This window comes from Microcoleus sp. LEGE 07076 (assembly GCF_015207455.1).
Lineage (GTDB): Bacteria > Cyanobacteriota > Cyanobacteriia > Cyanobacteriales > Microcoleaceae > Microcoleus.
The window spans coordinates 16,071-37,407 of sequence record NZ_JADEWV010000047.1 but is presented as its reverse complement, the minus strand read 5'-3'; the positions used below and the strand labels follow the sequence as shown (position 1 = coordinate 37,407).

The 21,337-nt window shown below is 46.9% G+C and carries 18 protein-coding genes and 1 pseudogene; 15 read left to right on the top strand and 4 right to left on the bottom strand.

Features of this window, described 5'->3' with window-relative positions; all coding sequences use genetic code 11:
* The 4 genes from purE to IQ270_RS10660 form a co-directional block, all read left to right on the top strand.
* On the top strand, positions 1-418 hold a 418-nt coding region (gene purE / locus IQ270_RS10675), incomplete at its 5' end, for a 5-(carboxyamino)imidazole ribonucleotide mutase (protein ID WP_193973197.1).
* 76 nt (positions 419-494) lie between these two features.
* The gene (locus IQ270_RS10670) at positions 495-2,096 is read left to right on the top strand and encodes an ammonium transporter (RefSeq protein WP_193973196.1); all 1,602 of its coding nucleotides are present in this window, start codon (positions 495-497) and stop codon (positions 2,094-2,096) included.
* A 789-nt stretch (positions 2,097-2,885) separates the two neighbouring features.
* Positions 2,886-3,749 carry an SGNH/GDSL hydrolase family protein gene (locus IQ270_RS10665; protein ID WP_193973200.1) on the top strand — a complete coding sequence of 288 codons (864 nt, stop codon included), beginning with the start codon at positions 2,886-2,888 and terminating at the stop codon, positions 3,747-3,749.
* 459 nt (positions 3,750-4,208) lie between these two features.
* On the top strand, positions 4,209-5,654 hold the full coding sequence (locus IQ270_RS10660; RefSeq protein ID WP_339384422.1) for an ammonium transporter: 1,446 nt from the start codon (positions 4,209-4,211) through the stop codon (positions 5,652-5,654).
* A 135-nt stretch (positions 5,655-5,789) separates the two neighbouring features.
* On the opposite strand, the pseudogene IQ270_RS10655 reads toward IQ270_RS10660, so the two are convergent.
* Positions 5,790-5,927: pseudogene (locus IQ270_RS10655) on the bottom strand (GxxExxY protein); the annotation flags it as partial.
* Positions 5,928-6,130: 203 nt separating this feature from the next.
* On the opposite strand from IQ270_RS10655, the gene IQ270_RS10650 reads away from it, so the two are divergent.
* Positions 6,131-7,336, top strand: coding sequence for a 4-hydroxy-3-methylbut-2-enyl diphosphate reductase (locus IQ270_RS10650; RefSeq protein WP_193973195.1), 1,206 nt, complete (start codon positions 6,131-6,133; stop codon positions 7,334-7,336).
* Between the two features lie 621 nt (positions 7,337-7,957).
* Positions 7,958-8,455: a hypothetical protein gene (locus tag IQ270_RS10645; RefSeq protein WP_193973194.1), complete on the top strand. Its 498-nt coding sequence runs from the start codon at positions 7,958-7,960 to the stop codon at positions 8,453-8,455.
* A gap of 62 nt (positions 8,456-8,517) precedes the next feature.
* On the opposite strand, the gene IQ270_RS10640 is transcribed toward IQ270_RS10645, so the two are convergent.
* The 3 genes from IQ270_RS10640 to IQ270_RS10630 form a co-directional block, all read right to left on the bottom strand.
* Complete coding sequence (locus tag IQ270_RS10640; protein WP_039886668.1) at positions 8,518-8,883, bottom strand: response regulator transcription factor; 366 nt, start codon at positions 8,881-8,883, stop codon at positions 8,518-8,520.
* A gap of 313 nt (positions 8,884-9,196) precedes the next feature.
* Positions 9,197-11,542, bottom strand: coding sequence for a GumC family protein (locus IQ270_RS10635; RefSeq protein ID WP_193973193.1), 2,346 nt, complete (start codon positions 11,540-11,542; stop codon positions 9,197-9,199).
* 133 nt (positions 11,543-11,675) lie between these two features.
* Positions 11,676-13,160: a polysaccharide biosynthesis/export family protein gene (locus IQ270_RS10630; RefSeq protein WP_339384421.1), complete on the bottom strand. Its 1,485-nt coding sequence runs from the start codon at positions 13,158-13,160 to the stop codon at positions 11,676-11,678.
* Between the two features lie 54 nt (positions 13,161-13,214).
* Here IQ270_RS10630 and IQ270_RS10625 point away from each other — a divergent pair, with 54 nt between their 5' ends.
* The 9 genes from IQ270_RS10625 (at position 13,215) to IQ270_RS10585 (ending at position 21,305) form a co-directional block, all read left to right on the top strand.
* Positions 13,215-13,370: a hypothetical protein gene (locus IQ270_RS10625; RefSeq protein ID WP_193973192.1), complete on the top strand. Its 156-nt coding sequence runs from the start codon at positions 13,215-13,217 to the stop codon at positions 13,368-13,370.
* The gene (locus IQ270_RS10620) at positions 13,354-13,536 is read left to right on the top strand and encodes a hypothetical protein (RefSeq protein WP_193973191.1); all 183 of its coding nucleotides are present in this window, start codon (positions 13,354-13,356) and stop codon (positions 13,534-13,536) included. Before IQ270_RS10625 ends, IQ270_RS10620 begins: the two co-directional genes overlap by 17 nt.
* Before the next feature lie 26 nt (positions 13,537-13,562).
* A complete protein-coding gene (locus tag IQ270_RS10615; protein ID WP_193973190.1) occupies positions 13,563-14,981 on the top strand; it encodes an O-antigen ligase in 1,419 nt (472 codons plus the stop codon).
* 119 nt (positions 14,982-15,100) lie between these two features.
* On the top strand, positions 15,101-16,435 hold the full coding sequence (locus tag IQ270_RS10610; RefSeq protein ID WP_193973189.1) for a flippase: 1,335 nt from the start codon (positions 15,101-15,103) through the stop codon (positions 16,433-16,435).
* A 34-nt stretch (positions 16,436-16,469) separates the two neighbouring features.
* Entirely contained in the window at positions 16,470-16,667 is a 198-nt protein-coding gene (locus IQ270_RS10605; protein ID WP_193973188.1) for a hypothetical protein, read from the top strand.
* A 168-nt stretch (positions 16,668-16,835) separates the two neighbouring features.
* The gene (locus IQ270_RS10600; RefSeq protein ID WP_193973187.1) at positions 16,836-18,173 is read left to right on the top strand and encodes a flippase; all 1,338 of its coding nucleotides are present in this window, start codon (positions 16,836-16,838) and stop codon (positions 18,171-18,173) included.
* Positions 18,170-19,369: a hypothetical protein gene (locus tag IQ270_RS10595; RefSeq protein ID WP_193973186.1), complete on the top strand. Its 1,200-nt coding sequence runs from the start codon at positions 18,170-18,172 to the stop codon at positions 19,367-19,369. The genes IQ270_RS10600 and IQ270_RS10595 overlap by 4 nt, the downstream gene beginning before the upstream one ends.
* Before the next feature lie 23 nt (positions 19,370-19,392).
* Complete coding sequence (locus tag IQ270_RS10590) at positions 19,393-20,262, top strand: hypothetical protein (protein WP_193973185.1); 870 nt, start codon at positions 19,393-19,395, stop codon at positions 20,260-20,262.
* Between the two features lie 98 nt (positions 20,263-20,360).
* Positions 20,361-21,305 carry a glycosyltransferase family 2 protein gene (locus tag IQ270_RS10585; RefSeq protein ID WP_193973184.1) on the top strand — a complete coding sequence of 315 codons (945 nt, stop codon included), beginning with the start codon at positions 20,361-20,363 and terminating at the stop codon, positions 21,303-21,305.
* Positions 21,306-21,337: the final 32 nt, after the last annotated feature.

Sequence of the window (21,337 nt, the reverse complement as noted above, 5' to 3'; positions counted from 1 at the left end):
CGTCTCCGCCCACCGCACCCCCGAACTCATGGTAGAGTACGCCCAAACCGCCCACCAGCGGGGCTTGAAAGTCATTATCGCAGGTGCTGGGGGAGCGGCTCACCTCCCAGGCATGGTAGCATCTTTAACGCCGTTGCCAGTAATTGGCGTGCCGGTACCGAGCCGCCACCTGCAAGGGGTGGATTCGCTGTACTCGATCGTCCAAATGCCAGCGGGCATACCCGTGGCAACAGTGGCGATCGGCAATGCTAAAAATGCGGGCTTGCTGGCAGTTCAAATATTAGCAGTTTCCCAGCCCGAATTGCTAGATCGAATCCTGCACTACCGCAAAAGTCTGTCCGAATCTGTAATGAAAAAACAAAATCAGCTAGAAAAGCTAGGGTATCATAACTATGTCAATCTGAACAATAATCGTTAAACTTCTGTAGTAGAATTGAAAAGTTTTCGGTTTTTTGCCGATCGGATTAGTTGTAAAGAGGGCGAAAATGGTTAAAATGACTGTCGGGAAAAAAAAATCGAAACAAGTCAGGCGGGAGTCTTTAGATTTACTAGCAGCTAAATCTTTTAGGAAAGTTAACTGGTTCCAGAAATTGCAAAGGGCGATCGCCCGCCTGAGCCCGAGTTGGCAAGCCTGCATACCCCTAGCTGCGCTCGTATTCTCGCTTTGGGGATATGCAGCGGTAGCCCAAACACCTCCTGCGCCCAGCACTGAAGAACAATTGGCCAGCCTCAAAGTGGGCATGGATACCATGTGGGTGATGGTGGCCGGAATGTTAGTGTTCTTTATGAACGCGGGTTTCGGGATGCTGGAAACCGGTTTTTGCCGTCAGAAAAATGCAGTTAACGTGCTGTCCAAAAACTTGATTGTGTTTGCGCTGTCAACGATCGCCTATTGGGCGATCGGTTTTGCGTTAATGTTCAGCAACGGCAACGGTTTTATCGGCAGCAGCGGCGGATTTTTCCTCTGGAATGTAGCTGACAACAGCCCCGCCACAGGAGACGCTTATCAAGGCATCTTCAGCGCATTAAACTGGACGGGAATACCCCTCAACGCTAAATTCTTTTTCCAATTAGTTTTTGCCGGAACTGCTGCCACGATCGTTTCTGGGGCCGTTGCCGAGCGCATTAAATTCCTGGAATTCTTAATTTTCTGCTTGCTGTTAGTAGGCATTGCTTACCCGATTACCGGACACTGGATTTGGGGCGGCGGCTGGCTGGCAAATGCCGGATTCTGGGATTTTGCCGGTTCGACAGTGGTTCACTCCGTAGGCGGTTGGGCGGCTTTGATGGGAGCGGCATTTTTGGGGCCGCGGCTGGGCAAGTACCGCGATGGCGATACTGTGGCGATGCCGGGACACAACATGAGCATTGCTACCCTGGGCTGTTTGATTCTGTGGTTGGGTTGGTTCGGGTTCAATCCCGGTTCGACAATGGCACTCGATCCAAATGCGATCGCCCATATTGCGATCACCACCAACACCGCCGGCGCCTTCGGAGGAGTTGCTGCCACGATTACCGCTTGGCTTTACCTGGGCAAACCCGACCTTTCGATGATTATCAACGGCATCCTCGCCGGCTTAGTCGCGATCACAGCGGGCTGCGCTTGGATCAATGTGCCCAACTCTGCCATTATTGGCACGATCGCCGGCATCCTGGTAGTTTTCTCCGTAACTTTCTTCGACAACTTGAAAATTGACGACCCTGTAGGCGCAACTTCAGTTCACTTAGTCTGCGGCATCTGGGGAACTCTGGCAGTTGGCTTATTTGCTGACGGCCTGACAACTGGCCTTTATACCGCAGGCCCGACAGCCGGATTGCTTTTGGGCGGAGGTTTCGGTCAACTCTGGGCGCAGTTGGTGGGCGTGCTCTCTGTAGGCGGAATGACCGTGTTGCTGAGTTCGATTTTTTGGATCGCACTCAAGTCTTTGCTGGGTATCCGCGTTTCTCCTGTAGAGGAAGCTGAAGGTTTGGATATCGGCGAACACGGGATGGAAGCTTACACGGGTTTTGTCAAGGAAAGTAGCTTGGAAAACAGAAGTGAGGCCGGCTACGGCAGTTATGCTGGAGGCTCTGGCAGCAGGACTACTAAACTTTAGACCAAACTTGAGAGGGTGCGATCTACCACTGCAGCTTTCAGGCCCTAGATTCGCTATTTCTACCTGAATCTAGGGCTTGATTCACCAAAAACCCGAATTTCGGGACTTACGAATCACACTCCTCGAAACCAGCTTGTTTAGAGAATCTCTGGTTCTGTGCAAAGTATTTTCCTAAAAAACCCGGTTTCTGGCTACGGGTGCCTCCCAGACTAAATCTGAAATAGCCACCGCCTGCGGCTCCAATGGCGGACGCGCTGTTCACCTTTAAACTAGGTTTGTGGTTATTACCGGACTCAGGTATTCAAGACCCGGTTCCTTACAAAATCTTTGCTGCTACCTTGATATATTGATGCAGAAAACCGGATTTTTCGCGCGCTCGCGTCTCTGAGACAGTCTGAGTCTGCTAAAATCGCCCAATGACCTTGTTAACAAACCGGGTTGGTGCGTCGGGCCCTCTTTCAAAAAAATGATCCTTATGCAGTAACTCATGCCCCAATTTAAGATATCAAATCTCAAATCTCAAATTGTCGGATTTGTGTGCCACAAAGTTTGGTAGCCAGATTTTTTTATGATAAAGTAGTGCCAAAAAGCAAAGTTATGCATCGCCGTCGCGCCCTCCCACAGCACAGTGGTTGATTTATTACAAAAATTGAGGCGAAAATCGATCGGTCAAATTTGATGCAGCAATCATTGTTAATCATTCGGTGTGGTGTCTGCAAATCGCTTGAGTTTATGGAGAAGTTTGGTGGAGTTAGCAGAAGAAGTAGAACTCATAAATCCCTATACGGGATGGAAGTGGGCCGCTCGAAAAGAGTTCCGGTTTGGGCTTTGCTATCTCTGCTGACGAACGCGCTACTGATAGCCGCAGTCGCTCAACTACTAGCCAGGGGACACAACATCACAGAAAGCTATCCTGCCAGCGCTGCGGTGACAGCAGAAAGCACTGAGGAACTAATTGGGTCTGCCGGGCCGACAAACTCTGCAAAGGTAGTCCTAGACTTGCCAATTGCCGGGCCGCGACACAAATGGACTTACCAGCAGTGGGTAACGCAGTTGAGCCGAGAAGCTGAGGCCGCAGCGGCGAATCGACCCCCAAAACTAAGTGTTTTGGCCGGGGATTCTTTGAGTATGTGGTTTCCGACGAAGCTGTTACCGCCCGATCGCATTTGGCTCAATCAAGGGATTTCGGGGGAAACTTCAGTGGGTTTGCTGAAGCGGTTGCAGTTGTTCGATCGCACTGCTCCCGATACGGTGTTTGTGATGATCGGGATTAACGATTTGCTGCGGGGGGCCAGCGACGAAGGGATTTTGGACAACCAGCGGCAGATTATTCGCGATTTGCGGTGGGCTCACCCGAAAGCACAAGTGGTGGTGCAGTCGATTTTGCCGCACAGCGGGGAACAAGCAACTTGGGAAAATCGCGATCGGCTGTTGGCAATTCCTAACAGTCGGATTCGCGCCATCAATAGGCGACTCCAAGAAATTGCTAATTCTGAAAATGCTTTGTATCTCGATTTGCAGCCGCTGTTTGCAGATGCTGACGGCAATTTACCAATCGAACTCAGCACAGACGGCTTGCACCTTAACGATCGAGGTTATCTGGTTTGGCGATCGGGCCTGCAAATGTTCGCTCAGATGCAGTTAAAAAATTAGTCATGAGTTTTGAGTCAAGAGTCATTAGTTAGAAAGATCGAGGATCAAGTAATTATTACGCGGATTTGGTACAACACTCTCCCACTCTCCCCAACTCAAAACTCCCGCCCTCTCTTCAAGTGTCCCTTTCCCAATACTCTGCTGTCAGTGGCTATGTCAAGTAGCCACTGATAGATTAATAAATATAAAAATTAGTATTTAGTATCTATTAATACAGAATAGTAGTTTGTACAAATGGTGCAATCCAAAAGGCGCATACCATTCGATCGATAGTTGACGATTTTAGATGAGTCCGGCTATAGGAAGTCGGGGAGTTGAGGATTTGGAAATTATCTATTAAAGATGTGTTCGACTAAAACAGGGAATTAGAACCAAATAACTATTGCATCTAAAATCCTCGCATCTACAATCGGCTCCCTCTTCTGACAAAATTACTGAGTATTATAAGGTACAACTAACGTGAGCGAAAAAAGTTTCACGATCGCCATCATCGCACTGTGGGTGTTAATCGGGCCACTGACGGACAATGCCTTAGCTCAAGAAGCAGCTCCTGCTGCTGCTGCGGCTGTGTTGCCATCAAACGGGATCGACAACGGCGACACGGCGTGGATGTTAATTTCATCAGCGCTGGTATTATTAATGACACCCGGGCTAGCGTTTTTCTACGGAGGACTGGTGCGATCGCGCAACGTCCTCAACACCATGATGATGAGCTTAGTCATGATGGGACTGATCGGCGTCACCTGGACACTGTGGGGTTACAGCTTAGCTTTTGATGTCTCCACCCCCGCATCCGAAGGTTTCGGCAAAGGATTGGAAAGCTTCATAGGCGGCTTCGACTGGATGTTTTTGAACAACGTTGCCGCAGACAAACCAGATCCGATCGGCTACGCACCGACAATACCCCACCAAGTGTTCATGGTGTACCAGATGATGTTCGCCATCATCACTCCAGCCTTAATTTCCGGGGCGATCGTCGAACGGGTAACATTTAAAACCTATTTCTGGTTCGTGCTGCTGTGGTCAACCTTCGTCTACTCGCCTTTAGCCCACTGGGTTTGGGGTAGAGGGTGGCTGGGGGCGATCGGAGCATTAGACTTTGCCGGCGGCACAGTCGTGCACATCAGTTCCGGCGTATCTGCAGTGGTAGCAGCTTGGATGATCGGACCCCGCAAAGATTACTTAAACAAGCCCCACACCCCCCACAACGTACCCTACGTCTTGCTAGGAATAGGACTGCTGTGGTTCGGCTGGTTTGGCTTCAACGGCGGTAGCGCTTTGGCATCCGGTTCCCTAGCCACAGTAGCTTTTGTCACCACCATGATTGCGACAGCAGCCGGCGGCTTAACTTGGACAATCCTGGAATGGGTACTCAGGGGGAAACCCACAGCAGTCGGAATTGCTAGCGGTTTCCTAGCTGGATTAGTGGGAATCACCCCCGCGGCAGGATTTGTCCTCCCCATTGGGGCAATCATGATCGGATCGATCACTTCCGTTTGCTGCTTCTTCGCCGTTAGCTTCCGCGCTAAGCTGGGATTTGACGACTCCTTGGATACCTTCCCGATTCACGGCTTGGGCGGAACTGTAGGCGCGATTCTGACTGGCGTGTTTGCGACTAAAGCCGTTAACGCTGCCGGAAATGACGGGCTGTTTGCCGGCAATCCAGGGCAAATCGTCACCCAGTTTGTAGGCGTTCTCGCTACTTACGTCTTTGCGGCTGTCGGCACTTTTGTGATTTTAAAATTTTTGGGGCAGTTTATGGAACTGCGAGTGCTCTCCTCTGCTGAAGACCAAGGTTTGGATATCGGCCAACACGGAGAAGAAGCTTACGGTGAGGATTTTGCCGGCGGTTTCAGTTCGCTGGAATCTGGTTCTCCGTTTGCGCCCAAGAAGGTGGGAAGCTGATTTTTTAGGGTAAGTTCGATCGTGTAGAGATACAGTTATTTGTATCTCTACGCTTTTTTTAGTTTTTTTTTTAACGAACCGCGAAGGCGCAAAGAGCGCGAAGCAGGAAGAGCAACAAGGGTGACAAGCTATCCCCCGCATCCGAAATTCAATTTCTAAGGATTCCTGATACACTGATTCTAAAAATCCTGGGCCCAAAAGCCGATGCACCTCGATCGCGGCCCCAATCGCTCTATAAGCCAACTCTTCTACCTGTCCGCCCAATTCTCTCATTCTTCTTTCTTCTTCCTTCGTGTCCTAGCGCTTACGCGCTGCGAAAGCCTAACGCGTCTTCGCGGTTCATTCCCTCTTCCCTCTGACTGTGTCGATCGCACAAATAGCAGATCTCATCCCTCGCTACTCAATCAAATAATCCCGATCGCGCCCAGGCCTTCTAAAATCAAAGGTAATCAACCTAGATTTTAACTCGATACCGCATGGATACTAAAGCTTTTAAACGATCGCTCCAACAGTCGGAAAACTACCACCGCAAGGGTTTCGGCCACGAAGCTGAGGTAGCGAGTGTGATGCAGACAGCTTATCAAAGCAGTCTGATCCAGCAAATTCGCGACAACAATTACAGACTCGAACGCGGTGCTGTCACTATCCGGCTGGCTGAGGCTTTTGGCTTTTGCTGGGGCGTGGAACGCGCTGTGGCTATTGCTTACGAGACTCGCCAGCATTTCCCCTCTGAACGGATTTGGATTACTAATGAAATTATTCACAATCCTTCTGTAAATCAGCATTTGCGCGATATGGATGTTGGTTTTATTGCTGTTGAAAATGGACAAAAAGACTTTTCGGTTGTCGGTAGCGGTGATGTGGTGATTTTACCTGCTTTTGGGGCTAGCGTTCAAGAAATGCAGTTACTTAACGATAAGGGCTGCAAGATTGTTGATACTACTTGTCCTTGGGTTTCTAAGGTTTGGAATACTGTTGAGAAGCACAAGAAGAAAGATTATACTTCGATTATTCACGGTCAGTACAAGCATGAGGAAACTGTTGCTACCAGTTCTTTTGCTAATAAGTATTTGATTGTCCTGAATTTGCCGGAAGCTGAATATGTTAGCAATTATATTTTGCACGGAGGCGACCGCGCTGAGTTTATTGCTAAGTTTAGCAAGGCTTGTTCTTCTGGTTTTGACCCAGATGTGGATTTGGACAGTGTCGGGATTGCTAACCAAACTACTATGCTCAAAACTGAAACTGAAAACATTGGCAAGTTGTTTGAAAAGACGATGATGCGGAAGTTTGGCCCGTCTAATCTTAACGAACATTTTCTCAGCTTTAATACTATCTGCGATGCAACTCAGGAACGGCAAGATGCTATGTTGAGTTTGGTTGAGGAAAAGTTGGATTTGATGCTGGTAATTGGCGGTTTTAATTCTTCTAATACTACCCACTTGCAGGAAATTGCGATCGACAAAACTCTTCCTTCTTATCACATTGATTCTGCCGATCGCATCTTACCGGGCAATCGCATCGAACACAAGCCTTTGGGGGCAGATTTAGTCGTTACCCACAATTGGCTGCCTGATGGTAATATTGTCGTGGGTGTGACTTCTGGTGCTTCGACTCCAGATAAAGTAGTTGAGGATGCGATCGATCGCATTTTTGCGCTCAAAGCCACTGTTATTGTCTAATTCTTTTGAGTTGCCGATCGCGCGGACTACTAGAAATCCGGTTTTTAACTACTATATTTACCCACAATACTCAATCTCGGTTCAAAAAATCGCTTTCTTGCTGCCGCTGCCTCCAGCACTGCTCTTGTTCGCCACTGCACTCGGAATTATCCTTTTTTCCGTGCAGTGCGATCGTCCCCAACGCAAACACACTCTACACTACAATTGCCACAATCGCTTTCCTATCTTAAAAATATTTGCGTTGATCAACGCTTTCTCTCCTGTCAACTTCTCCCCTACTTCTAAAAATTATTTTTTTAATAAATTATTAAAAATTCGCCTGTTTTTTGGGTCAAAAGCTTGACAACGAAAGATTGACAATGTATTATTTAGATAATAGAAATAGTGGCAATTTTAAAATTTATATCACCACTCCCATTATTTAAATAATACCCCGAAAATCAAGAAAAATCAATAGGTAAAAACTCCTTACTTTGCGCCGCGATGATTTTTTTTTCGGCTGGGGTTATGTTGGAGCAACTCCAAAAATATACAATTTCAAAGCCAATTATCCGATCTAGTTTCCGGTTGCACAGGTATTGTTAAAATGCTAAGATATCCAAAAACCACGCGGTAATCTAAGTGGACAAACTTCAGACAGACATAGAGGCAATTTGCTCTCAGATTGAGGTCTTGCGCCGGGAACGCCAGCAGCTTAGCATTGGCGCTGCTGAACCGGCCAGCGATTCGCCCCAAGCGATCGCCGATGCTTACCGCCGTCACGCGAGGGAAACAGCAGAAGTGTCGGCAGAAGTTAAGGGAATAGATGATGCGATCGCAGCTTTGTCTGCTCAATTGAGTCAAAAACAGCAGCAGTCGGTAAATTTGCAAAGAATTAGTCCGATGGAGCAGCAAGTGGAAGAGGGAAGAGTTCTCGCTCGCGGACACGCTGAACGGATTAACGAACTTGCAGCCGAACTAGCGGCCGAAGTGAAGGAACTAAAAGCGATCGCCGACCAAATTAGCCCCAGCTACTGGCAGATTTATTACAAGCCTTTTATCACAGGATTTAAAAGTATTTCTGTTCCCTACGTGCGATCGGACGGGGATGTTTGGACTATTGTCAATCGAGTAGTTTAGAGAGGCTGCAGAAGCAGAAATCGGCAGCACTCAAAACATTTTTTGATCCCTATTCCTCTGTCTCAACCCCGCAGCAGTTGCTTGATAGTTCCCACCAATTCTTGAGGGTGAAATGGCTTGGCGATGTAAGCGTCGGCTCCTTGTTTCATTCCCCAGTAGCGATCGAACTCTTCGCTTTTGCTCGAACACATTACCACCGGCAAATTCTGAGTTTTCGGGTCGCTTTTGAGCCTGCGACAGACTTCGTAGCCGTTCATCCGGGGCATCACAATATCCAGAACGACTAAATCCGGGCGGTTGGCCTTGATTTGCTCTAGAGCTTCTACGCCATCGCTAGCTACCGTGACGTTGAGCCCCCTACCTTTGAGCAAGTCGGCGATCATCTCCCGCAGAGTGACGCTATCGTCAACAACCATAACTGTACTCATAGAATAATCCCTACCAAGTTTCTGGGTTGAAACGTTCACATTAACGTTCACATTAACGTTAGCCTTCAAAGGTGTCTTGTCTCGATCGAGATTGCGCTCTGCTAGATGTATTTTACCCACGTTTGCTCATTTCCCAATCATTTTCTAAGTAATTATCGCGAAATCTCAAAGATCCGCGCAATCTCGGTTGACACGCGAGGCTCTGTACGTTAGTGTATCATTTTCTTTAGTCAAATGATACCTTTGTGAAAAAATCAAGGGGCTGCGAGGCTGTCCGTTTCCCGCACCCGCCGCCGCAGCCATCAAAATTGGTCTAATTTTGATTTTTTGTACCTAAAGCCGATAGTTTTTGGTCGTACATCGTGTCTAAACCGACCGGGCGCTGCCGGTAACTGTGAGTAGAGTCTTTGCAGCCGTTAGCTACGATTCCCAAGACGGAAGCTCCAGAAATTTTTAATTCTTCTAAAACTTTGCTAACTTGCGATCGGTCTGTTTTGGCAATTTGCACGACCATAATCGTAGCGTCTGTGTGAGCTGCGATCAAGTGGGCGTCTGCCAAGCCTGCTAGTGGCGGCGTGTCATAAATCACTAAGTCAAAAAATGCTTGAAATTGCTCCATCAGATACTGCATTTTTTTGGAAGAAAGCAGCTTGATCGGATCGGGAGGAATTTGGCCGGCGGTGAGTACGAACAAGTTTTCTTGGTTGGGCGCTCGCACAATCGCGTCGTTGAGGCTGAGATCCGTGGAGATGGCATCGCCGAGCCCGCGCAGGTTTGGCAGTCCTAGCTTAGCGTGCAGTTGCGGGCAGCGCAAATCTGCATCTACTAACAATACTCGCTGTCCCACTGCTGCTGCTGTCGCGGCCAGGTGCAAAGCTACTGTAGATTTGCCGTCTCCGGCGGATGCCGAACCGACTAAGAGCGATCGAATTGTCCTACCTGCACTCAGCAAGTGAATGTTCGTGTAGAGCGATCGAAATGCTTCTAAAAATTGATAGTCCAAGTCGCTAAAAATACTTTTGGCGGCACCCTGCATCCGAGCAGTAGGTACAACTTCTATAGGTTCGACAACTTCGACTTTTGACTTCGAGTTCGATCGAGCTGATGTAAGTTTCCTCGGTCTGGGGACCCGCCGGCGCTTGACTTTTTTGGTAAACGGAATCACCCCTAGTATCGGCAATCTTGTGGCTGTTCTCAGTGATTCTGGAGTGTGGAAAACATTATTTAGCACCTCTACGAGCAAGCCGACTGCTATGCCCAGCAGACCGCTTAGAATTACCGCCAGCGCTAACTGTTTTTTGGTTTGTTTGACCGTAGCTGTCACAAACCTACCGAATTTGTCTAGCGGAATTTCCGGAGGATTGATCAGCACCCAAGGTATTTGCTGCTGAGCTGCATCAATCCGCAAGGCTTCTCGTTTTGCCAAGAAGTCCGACAAACTCTTAGTCACTACTTGCAGTTCCCGCTGTAAATTGTCGTATTGCCGCGTTGTTACTGAAAAATTTCTAATTTTTTGGTTGAGATCCTTTTGCAAAGCAGTCATTTCGCGATCGCGCGCTTCAAATTCTTTGATTTGGGTCTCTAAATTTCCCATCACCACTTCTTTTGCTTGTTGACTCGCGGTTAAAATCAATTCTTCCCGAGTTTTTCGCAGTGCTAAAACTGGTAAACTGTCTTCTCTGTACTGAGCTAATTTGAATGACAAATCCGAGTCTATTTTCTGGATTTGACCTAACAGTCCTGCGTAAGCTTGTCCTTGGGTCATCAGCAACCCCTGGGGATTATTTTCTTTAAGCAATTTTTCATAGCTTTGGTAGAGGTTACGCATCCCTTTTAGCTGGACTCGGATTCCTACTTGCTGACCTCGAATGCTTTGAACTTGTTCTGACAGAGATTTTCCCTCTAGCTGGGGGTCAAACAAGTTGCTTTGCTGCCGCAGTCTTTGGACTTGCAGTTGCAGAACTTCGACTCTTTCTCGGAGCTTTGGCATCTCCATATCTATAAATTTAATGCCTTGATTGATACCTGTCAGGCGCTGCTGCAAGCTGTACTCTAGATAAGCTTTAGAAATTTTATCCAAGACGCCGTAAATCTTTTTTGGGTCTGAATCTTTGTAGCGAACTTCTAAAATTTTTGTGCCTTGCTGTTTGCCATCTTTTGTGTAACTGATGCGGCTGATCGACAGTTTAGACATCAGTTCGCTATAGGTCATCTTGGAATGCCAAGTTTGCAACTCCTTGACTACTGGGTCCATCATTTTGGGACTTCGCAAAATCCTAATTTGGGTTTCGTAGTCTACTAAACTAATTCCTTCTATATTAATTTTTGCTAAGTCTGCCGCTACGGTGTTGTCTAATTGTTTGGATAGCAAACCTTCAGCGGTGGCTGGTTCTACTAACAGGGAAAAGGAGCCTTCATACTCGATTGTGATAGTTTTAGAAGTGATGACGATCGCTGTTCCGGCGAGAGCGCTCAAAGCAATGGTGGCCGCAGCCATCACCGGGAGGCGGCGGCGCAGAACGCCTGCGAGCCAGGACAAGTCTAGCTTTTCTTCTTCTGTCTCCTGGGGGAACGTATCTCTGTAGTTGTGAGCCGAAAAGTCCGGCCGTTTGCCATTTGATTTGGGTGTGAAGGGTTGGTAATCTTGTCTGCTATCCATATTCAGCCTGGGTATTTTAAGGTTGATATTTTTGAAGTTGATATTTTGAAGCTGGCTGGCGGCGATTGTCGCATTTTATTGTTTAGTTTATTCTAGCCTTTGCTAGGAATTATCCACCCCACCCCGACCGTTCTTATCTGAATAACGATCGGAGAATGTTGAGGAAATTGAACACTCCCGTAGCAGGCCCGATCGGCCCGATGATGTTGTTCATGCGGTCTACGAACTTCACCAAACCGCTGCGGGATACGATAATCATGTCGTTGTTGCGGAGTTGGGGATTGATTTCTTCGTTAATTCCTTGGGTTAAATCGACTTCGATCGTCCGTTTAGTAGCTGTACCGTCCTGATTGAGGCGGACTAGCTCAACTGTCTTCCTTTGAGCTCTGGTATTGCCGTAACCAAAAAATCCTCTGGAAATTAAAGCTTGATTCAGGGTGGCATTGGCTGGGAGTCTCAACGGATCGAGGGATGTTGTGACTTCTCCTACTACGAAAATGTTAATCCCGGGGGGAGCAAAGTTAGTGTTGGCGAGTACGCCGGCTTCTGCGGGGTTGACAATCGTGGCTTTGGGAACGACGATCGTGTCTCCCTGTTGCAGGATGGTATCTTGGGTAGCGTCGCCGGACTCTAAAAACTGCCACAGGTTGACTGGGATAATTTGTTCGCCTTTTCTGGTGAGGCGGCGCACTTGGATTTGCCGGATGTCGGCCTCGGAGGTGATGCCGCCGGCGAGCTGAATGGCGCGGATGACGGTGGGGAATCCTTCTCGGCTGAGGTCGCTGGTGGTGTTGCCGCCGATGACTACGTAAGCCCCCGGCCTGGTGACTTGGCCGACGATCGAGATCGATCGAGGTTTTTCTGGCGGCGGCGAAAAGTTGGCGATCGCAAATTGGCGGGCTTCTGCTTGGTTGAAGTTGGCGACTGTGGGAATCACGATCGTGTCTCTGTCTTGCAAAATGATGTCTTGAGAGATGTCTCCTTCTTGCAAGAATTTCCACAGGTTGACGTTTAGCACTCGATCCGGGCCGTCTGGTTGCGGGCGGCGGACGCGGATGTTGCGGATGTCGGCGACACCCGTAACGCCTTCTGCAAGTCTGATCGCTTGAGTGACGGTGGGGTACTGAACTGAGGGTGTCACCCCCGGGCCTGAAGTTAGGGTGATGGTGAAGTTTCCGGGCCTGGTGACTTCTCCGATGACGCCGACGTTCAGCGGGCGGGCCGCTACGAGGCTGACTGTGACTACGGGGTCTTTGAGGACGCGGCGGTAGGCGCTGCCGATGATGTTGGTGGCTTCGACTAAAGTGCGGCCGCGGACGGAAACCAGGCCGATCAGCGGCAGGTTGACTGAACCGTCGGAAAGGATTTCGTAGTTGCGCGTCAGCTCGGGTACTTCGAGTATTTCTATTAGAATACGATCGCCGCCGCCGAGTTTGTAGCTTTCGACCGATCGTCCTGAACTCCCTAATTGTGCTGTGACGGAGCCGGGCCGCAATCGCACCTCGGCTGCGGCACTCAGGGGAAATCCGGCGGCAACAATACCGTTGGCGATCGCGCACAATAATGTCAAACTCAAGACTGGCGCGGTGATTTGTTTGCGAAAATCGGCGTTAACCACAGGCTACCTATTTTCTTTGGGGATACTTCCTTAGTTTAATCGTTGACAATTCAAATGCCATCTCCACCGCCAGCACTACCCAAACATCAGGAACAATTATGGGCGCGGGAGTCTAGCCCGGAGATTTTTTTCTCCCACGCAGCCGGGAACAAAAAAACAGGATTCTGCCGGATGCCTTTTAGCTGCTTGGGTGTTGCCGATCGCAAATAGCATATTTCCATCAATCTCGTCGATTTCTCGTACCCTCGGACACTCGTCACAGCCGACGGCTACAGACAATTTTGATGCAGCGCAGCAGCCATTGCGGGCGATCGGGCGACAACAGCCTCGGTTTCTTGTTAACTTGGTGGAATTAGCCGGTCGATCGAACGATTAATATTTTCATCAAAAAGGTATAATTTTATGGCAAGAATGATTAGGGAGCTAATTTTCGGCAATACTTTCTTGCTGTCTTTATTAGCCTCTTTGGCATTGATTAGCACGATTTTAATTTTTCAGTTAGCCTCAAAAAAAAATATCGGCTTGCTCTGGGAAAAATGGTTTGCTGTTTGTTTCGTATTCGTATCGCCCCACGTCAACCTGCCTCCATTTAACTACCTACATTTTATCAATCTTGCTGCTGCTGGTGACAGTAATGTTGCCAAACTTCCCTGGGTTTTTTATCCCTGGGTAATCTTTGTTTTGTCCGGGAGATTTATTAGTTTTTTCAAAAATCAATTTGTCGAAGCCTTATACTTTTTGGTTTTGAAAAATCCTGGTTTTTCGCTGTATTGTTTGCTGCCAATAACATCGACGCTGTGGTCGTTAGTTCCCGAGATTACCCTGAAAGCCGGGATAGCTTTTACAGGATTTACGCTCTTTAGTTTTTATCTGGGCGCGCGCTACGAGTGGCCGGAATTATCTGGGTTGCTGCGGTGGGGCTATACTTCGCTCGCCATAGTTAGCGTTTTGCGCTACCCGCGTGTAGCAAGAGAATTTGCCGGAATTACTAGCCACAAAAATGCTTTCGGCAGCCTCATGGTTGTGAGTACAGCACTTTGGTACCTCCACTATTCTCAAGGCGCAAGAACTCAGAAAGAACGCTGGATAGCTCTGGGATTCATGTTGTTTTCCTTTTATTTGGTGAGAGCTACTAGCTCCGGGAGTTCTCTCGTTAATAGTTTAATGCTCGTAGTTATAGTATCATCTTTAAGTTTTTTGAGCAAGTTAAAGTTTCAATGGGCTTTTACTTGTATTGTCGGGTTTACTGTCTTGGGGATTATTAGCAGCGTTTATATCATAGACAACTTAGAGTCTATTGTTGTCGGGGGATTAGGAAAAGATTTGACGCTGACTGGACGGACGGAGTTTTGGCCGCAATTGATCGCGGCGGCCAATCAGCGCCCTTGGTTTGGGTATGGATTTGATGGATTTTTTCAGCAAGACGAAATTGGCGAGCAAACTCCAGCTTATTTCATATATACTCCCAATGGATTTCAACCAAAAACTGCTCACAACGGTGCTATAGCAATACTGCTATCTTTCGGTTATCCGGGACTTGTATTAATCTTGTCTTCCCTGTTTGCTAATCTCATTTTTGCAGTCCGGCAACTGAGCCGCAGCCCGCTAGCTGAATCGGGAGTACCGATTATTTACTTGGTGTTTATCATATTAAATAACATTACTGAAGGCTCTATAGGTGAGCTTGGGGATGCTTGGCTCGGTTACGTGTTACTAACAGTTAGACTCTGTATCGATAGTAGCAAATCTTCATCTAACAACCGCCGCAGTTACGGAGGGGATTTGCCGCCACAACCTGCATCCAGATTTAATCCCGATTAACTTGCACGAGTCAAAAATCCAGAGAACTATGATATACCATATGAATGAGCCTGGTTTTTGATTAATTCCCCTGCGCTCTAAAAGTATATTTATGTCTGATAAGGACTCAAAACTTTGTGATGCTAGATAAGCTAACTGCGCTAAGTCAAAAGCTAGCCGCCGACACGGGTGTGTTAATTGAAAATCTGGTTGGGCGGCTGACTGACCAAATTTTGCAGGTGGGTTTGGGTGTGTTTGTGGGGGTGTGGGTAGCTCGCTATCTGGGCCCGACACAATTTGGCTTGCTCAATTACGCGATCGCCCTGGTATCCCTGTTTGCTTCGGTGGCGACAATGGGATTGGGTACTCTGGTAGTGCGGGATATTGCTCGCGATCCAGAATGCAAGGAAGAGGCTTTGGGGACTGCTTTTGTTATACAATTGGCAGGGGGAATCATTACTTTACTGCTGGCGGCGGGTGCGATCGCCCTACTGAATCCCTCCGACAGTTTAACTCTGGCATTGGTAGCAATCGTCTCCGCCGGAACGATATTTCAATCCTTTGAAACAATCAACTTTTGGTTTCAGTCGCAAGTTCAATCGGTGTATACTGCTGTTGCTAAAAACTGCGTATCTTTACTGATTGCAGGTGTTCGCATCGGATTGATTCAACTCCAAGCACCCCTGATTGCTTTTGCTTGGGTGATTTTGGCAGAGGTGGCTTTGGGGGGATTGGCGATCGCACTTGTCTATCAAAGCAGGGGCAATGATTTCAAGTTGTGGCGAGTTAGTTGGCAGCGCGGCCAACAACTGCTTCATGAAAGCGGGCCATTGATGCTGGGTAGCTTGGCGGTTTTTATCTATTCCAAAATCGATCTGATTATGCTCGGTTTTTTCGATAAAACTGAGTTGGGATATTACACAGTTGCAGTTAAAATATCAGAAATTTGCGATTTCTTGCCGCTGGTTGTCGCGTCTTCTATTTTCCCGAAACTCGCACAGTTAAGAGAAAAAAATTATCCCGAATACCTCAAAAAGTTTCAGATTTATGCCGATGCCATGTTATTTTTGTGGTTGGCCGTGGCAGCGCCAATTTGTCTGCTGGCTCCTGTCATAGTCCAGACTATTTACGGCGAGCAATATGCAGCTTCGGGTGGGCTGCTGTCAATCTACATCTGGACTCTATTTGGCAGCAACTTCGGTCTAGCTAGAAATACCTATTTTGCTCTCGAAGGTCAACTGCGATACAATCTTTACTTGACTGTAGCAGGCTCAATTTTTAATATAGTATTGAACGCTGTACTAATTCCTCAATACGGAGCCTTGGGAGCAACAGCGGCAACTTTAATTACTTATTTTTACGTAAGTATTTTAGTGAATTTTTACATAAAACAATTAAAACCTTTCGGAAGTTTAATTCTGGGTTCGTTGAATCTATACAAAGCAGCTTCTCGGCTGCTCAGAGCGATCGGGTGATTGAAATTAAACCAAACCTCGCGCACCGATCGCATTGTCCGAATACTGGGCCGCGGTACTCAAACCAATCAAAACATCTACAGCACTAAATCCTTCTAAACCAGGTTTTTTTGACCGTGGTGGTTCCCCTGCCAGAGACGACATCGATCGACAAACCGGATTTTTGGCAGCCGATGCCTCCGAACCGCTCGAACTTTTTCAAAAAATGTTTAATTCCTGCCAAAGGTTATGATAAACTACCGTAACAAGCCTATTAGTTAGATCAAATCCTGTCTTCATCGGAATCATAAATTCGAGTCAACAGTCAACATCACCTGACGGTGTAACCGGAAATGATATTAATTGATTCTCGATCGCTCAAAAAACATATTTATTTATTATAAGGACTCAAAACTTTCTGATGTTAGATAAGCTAACTGCGGCAAGTCAAAAAATCGGGCCGGGTCTCCGTCAGGTACTCGTCAATCTGGCGTGGCTGTTCACCGACCAAATTTTGCAGATGGGTTTGGGTTTGGTGGTAGGGCTGTGGGTGGCGCGCTATCTCGGACCCGTTCAATTTGGCTTGCTGAACTACGCGATCGCCTTTGTGTCCGTCTTTAGTTCGGTAGCAACAATGGGCTTGGGCAGCATCGTCATCCGCGATATCGCCCGCAATCCTGAATGCAAAAACGAAACCCTGGGGACTGCCTTCGGGATGCAATTTACTGGCGGCTGCATCACTCTGCTGTTAACTGTCACCGTGATTTCGCTATTCAAGCCTGACGATGATTTGACTCGCTGGCTGGTGGGCATCATCGCCGCCGGAACGATATTTCAGGCTTTTGAGGCGATCAATTTTTGGTTCCAGTCCCAAGTACAGTCAAAATATACCGTGTTGGCGAAGAATTCGGTATCTTTTTTCGTTGCCGCTGTCAGAATTGGATTAGTTACAATTAAAGCCCCCCTGCTTGCCTTCGCCTGCATTCGATTGGCAGAGGTGGCGATCGCAGGCATGGCTTATGTATATTTTTATCAGTTGACTGGCAATAAAATTAAGGATTGGCAATTCAGTTGGGGCCGGGGCAAGGAACTGTTGGCGGAGAGTTGGCCGATTATGTTGTCGGGATTGGCAGTTTATTTGTACTCAAAAACCGATCAGCTAATGCTGGGTGCGATGAATAAAAATGCTGAACTGGGATATTATGCGGCGGCCGTGAAAATTTCGGAAGTCTGCGATTTTTTGCCGATGATTATATCCGGATCTATTTTTCCAAAATTAGCAAATTTGAGAGAGAAAAATTATCAAGAATATTTAAGCAAATTTCAAATTTACTGCGATACTATGATGTTTTTATGGTTGGGAGTGGCAATCCCGATTTCATTACTTTCTCCGTGGATAGTCAACCTGCTTTACGGTGAAAATTATGCTAAGTCAGCAGCGGTACTGGCAATCTATGTTTGGGCGCAATTTGGCAGTAACTTTGGAGTAGCGCGGAACACTTATTTTACAATCGAGGGTCAGTTGCGCTACAGTCTTTACTTGACTGTAATTGGCTCGATTTTAAATATAGGGTTAAACTGGCTTCTGATTCCTAAGTATGGAGCATTTGGTGCAACTGCAGCTACTCTGATTACTTATTTTTACGTGATTATCTTAGTCAATTTCCTGATTAAAGAATTGCGTCCTTTTGGTAAATTAATTTGGCGATCGCTTAATTTGTACAAGGCTGCTTTCCGATTAATAGGATTAGTAAAATGATTGAAATTAAACCGGAAATTCAGCATAAATCTAACTGCCCGAAATCTGGGACTGCTATGCAGCCTGCAAAAATTTTGTGGCAGGGTATGTACATTTGTGTTGAATTTAAGTCTAACGACTCTGGTAGTGAAATAATTGATGTATTGAGAGTCGGTCACGGTTCTCACACCTCGATTCAAGTGGATTTAACAAAAAAAGAGGTTTTTTCTGGCAACAGTTACGCTGGCGAATGGTTGGGAAAACCATTACTAAGTTCACTCCAAAATCCTCGAAGCGATCGGCTGGAGATAGTCAAAGAAGTTTTCAAGCCCTGTCAGCGGGTGATTATTTTAAACTGTATTGACTTTCTTTACGGTCACTCGCTGTTAAAATTGCTAAACGCACAAAGACATTTGGAGTCTAACCCCGACTGCGGGTTAGTGGTAATAGTACCTAAGTTCTTGAGGTGGATGGTTCCCGATGGAGTCGCTGAAATCTGGACAGTACCTATTTCTTTAAAAAATGGTCGAGATTATTATCCTAGTTTCTCCGAGTTTGTTGAGGAAGAAATGAAACGCTTCGAGCAAGTTTATGTCAGCGAAGCTTATTCTCATCCGAGTCAGTTCGACATCACGCAGTTTACTAGAGTTCCCAAGCACAACTTTGAGGGAGAAGAAATAAACATTACTTTTATTTGGCGGGAAGACAGACTTTTTATCAACAGTTTGCTGTTCCGAGTTCTGAGAAAGCTGAATTTGGTGTCAATTGGGCTGGCGGTGCAAAATTGGCAGGTACGCAGGTTATTTGAGGGAATTCGATCGCGCGTACCCTCGGCAAAATTTGCAGTAGCAGGTTTAGGTACAAAGACTGACTTTCCTGAATGGATTGAAGATTGTAGGGTTGAGATGTTTAATGAAAAAATCGAGCAGGAAATTTGTCAAATCTATGCTGATAGCCGTTTAGTAATAGGCCTGCACGGCTCTAATATGCTGCTGCCTTCTGCTCATGCTGGCATGACAATTGATTTAATAGATGAGCGGTGGGGCAACTTTGCCCAAGACATTATCTATCAAGAGAAGAACCCGAAAATGGCTGCTTTTCGCTATAGATTTTTGCCCTATCAGACGAACACTGATACACTGGCATTCATAGCGGCTGTGATGGTTTTGACTTTTGATGAGTTTAAATTGTTTATGACTGCTGATGTTGTTAATTAAAAGGGTGGAGGATAGCAGGAAAGATGACAAATTCTAAAGCCATAGTAACGCTGGTAATTGGCGAAAAGCATTGGAGCAACTGGCACAGTTTGTGCCAATCGAATTGGCAAAAGTATGCCGATCGCCACGGATATGATATTATTTGTATTTCTAATCCTTTAGATGTTTCCGAACGATCTCAAAAGCGATCGCCCTGCTGGCAAAAGTGCCTGATCCTCGGCGAGGAATCTGTCCAGAAATACGATCGAGTAGTCTGGGTAGATGCAGACGTTTTGATCAATTGGGCAAATGCTCCTTGTATTGTGGAAGGGGTGGCTGTGGAGAAAGTAGGTGCGGCTCCAGAATGGGCAACGCCTAACGAACAGTTATCTGCTGAAGCCAGAGACAGATTGTTTGACACGTGGGGAATTACTGACGAAAAAGACGAGCGGGGTACTTATGTTAAATACGGTATTTCCCCGGAATTCGATCGCATTGTCCAAGATGGTATTATGGTACTGTCGCCTTCTCACCACCGCTCGATTTTAGAAAAAGTTTACTATGAATGCGAAGAAACAGGATTTGGTGAAATGCCTTGGCTTTCTTACGAACTGTTAAAAGCCGATTGCGTTCAATGGATCGATCCGCGCTTCAGCACTGTCTGGAACGTACATAAAGCCTTGTATTACCCATTTTTGCTGCCAAAACCCCACGCATCAGCAAGTTGGCTGAGTCGCGCTAAAAGCAAACTTTTAGCGAAAGGGGTGCCGCCCCGGTTGGTTGACAGGCGCGCTAGCGAGTGCGCGACGACAGCTTTGATCAATACTTTTTTTCTGCACTTTGCGGGGACTGCTGGAGAAATGAGACTGATAGACTTAGAATCTACTTCTTGGCGCGATTTGCGATCGGCTTAAGTTTTTTTTAGTCACTGCTGGAAATACGGTAAATACTCGGAAGTGTTTTTTTTCGCAGCGCAATTTGCAGACAACCACAAACATAGTAGAGTAGCTAAATGCCCGATTGGCAATTGAAAACCCCCGTCGCATTTATTATTTTTAAACGCCCCGAAGAAACCGAAAGGGTGTTTGCAGAAATTCGCAATGTCAAGCCGCCGAAACTGTTAGTAGTTGCTGACGGGCCCCGCGCAAATAAACCGGGGGAAGACCGAGATTGCGATCGGGCTCGGGCGATTATTGAGCGAGTAGATTGGGATTGCGAAGTGTTGAAAAATTACGCTGACGTAAATCTGGGCTGCCGGCGGCGGGTTTCTAGCGGTATAGATTGGGTGTTTGATACGGTGGAAGAGGCAATTATTATTGAGGATGACTGTTTGCCCGATCCGACATTTTTCCGTTTCGCTGAAGAATTGCTTGATCGCTACCGAGACGATGAAAGAATTATGTCAATCTCCGGTCAAAATGTCCAGTTCGGGCACAAAAGAACTGATTACAGCTACTACTTTTCTCGCTACAATCACTGTTGGAGTTGGGCGAGTTGGAGGCGAGCTTGGCAGCACTACGATTTAGATATGAAGCTGTGGCCGGAAATTCGCGACGGTAATTTTTTGGCGGATGTACTCGGAGATCCGCAAGCTGTAAAAGTTTGGACAAAAACTTTTCAGCTTTGTTATGAGCAAAAAATAGATACTTGGGATTTCCAGTGGGCATTTGCTAGCTTTATTCAAAACGGTATGAATATTTTGGCTAATGTCAATTTAGCTTCTAATATCGGACACGGTTCGGGAGGAACTCACACGGCGGATGTCAGCAGTCCGTACAATAATATGCCGGCCGAGGCTCTAACATTTCCGCTGAAACACCCGCCCTTTGTAATTCGGGACGCGCAAGCTGATAATTTTACTCAAAATACTTTGTACGATTACGATCCGCCGCTGCTCAAGAAGGTGCAAAAAAAAGTCCACAAACTGTTGAAAAAAACCAATTTAAATCAGAGATAATATCATTTCCGGTTACACCGTCAGGTGATGTT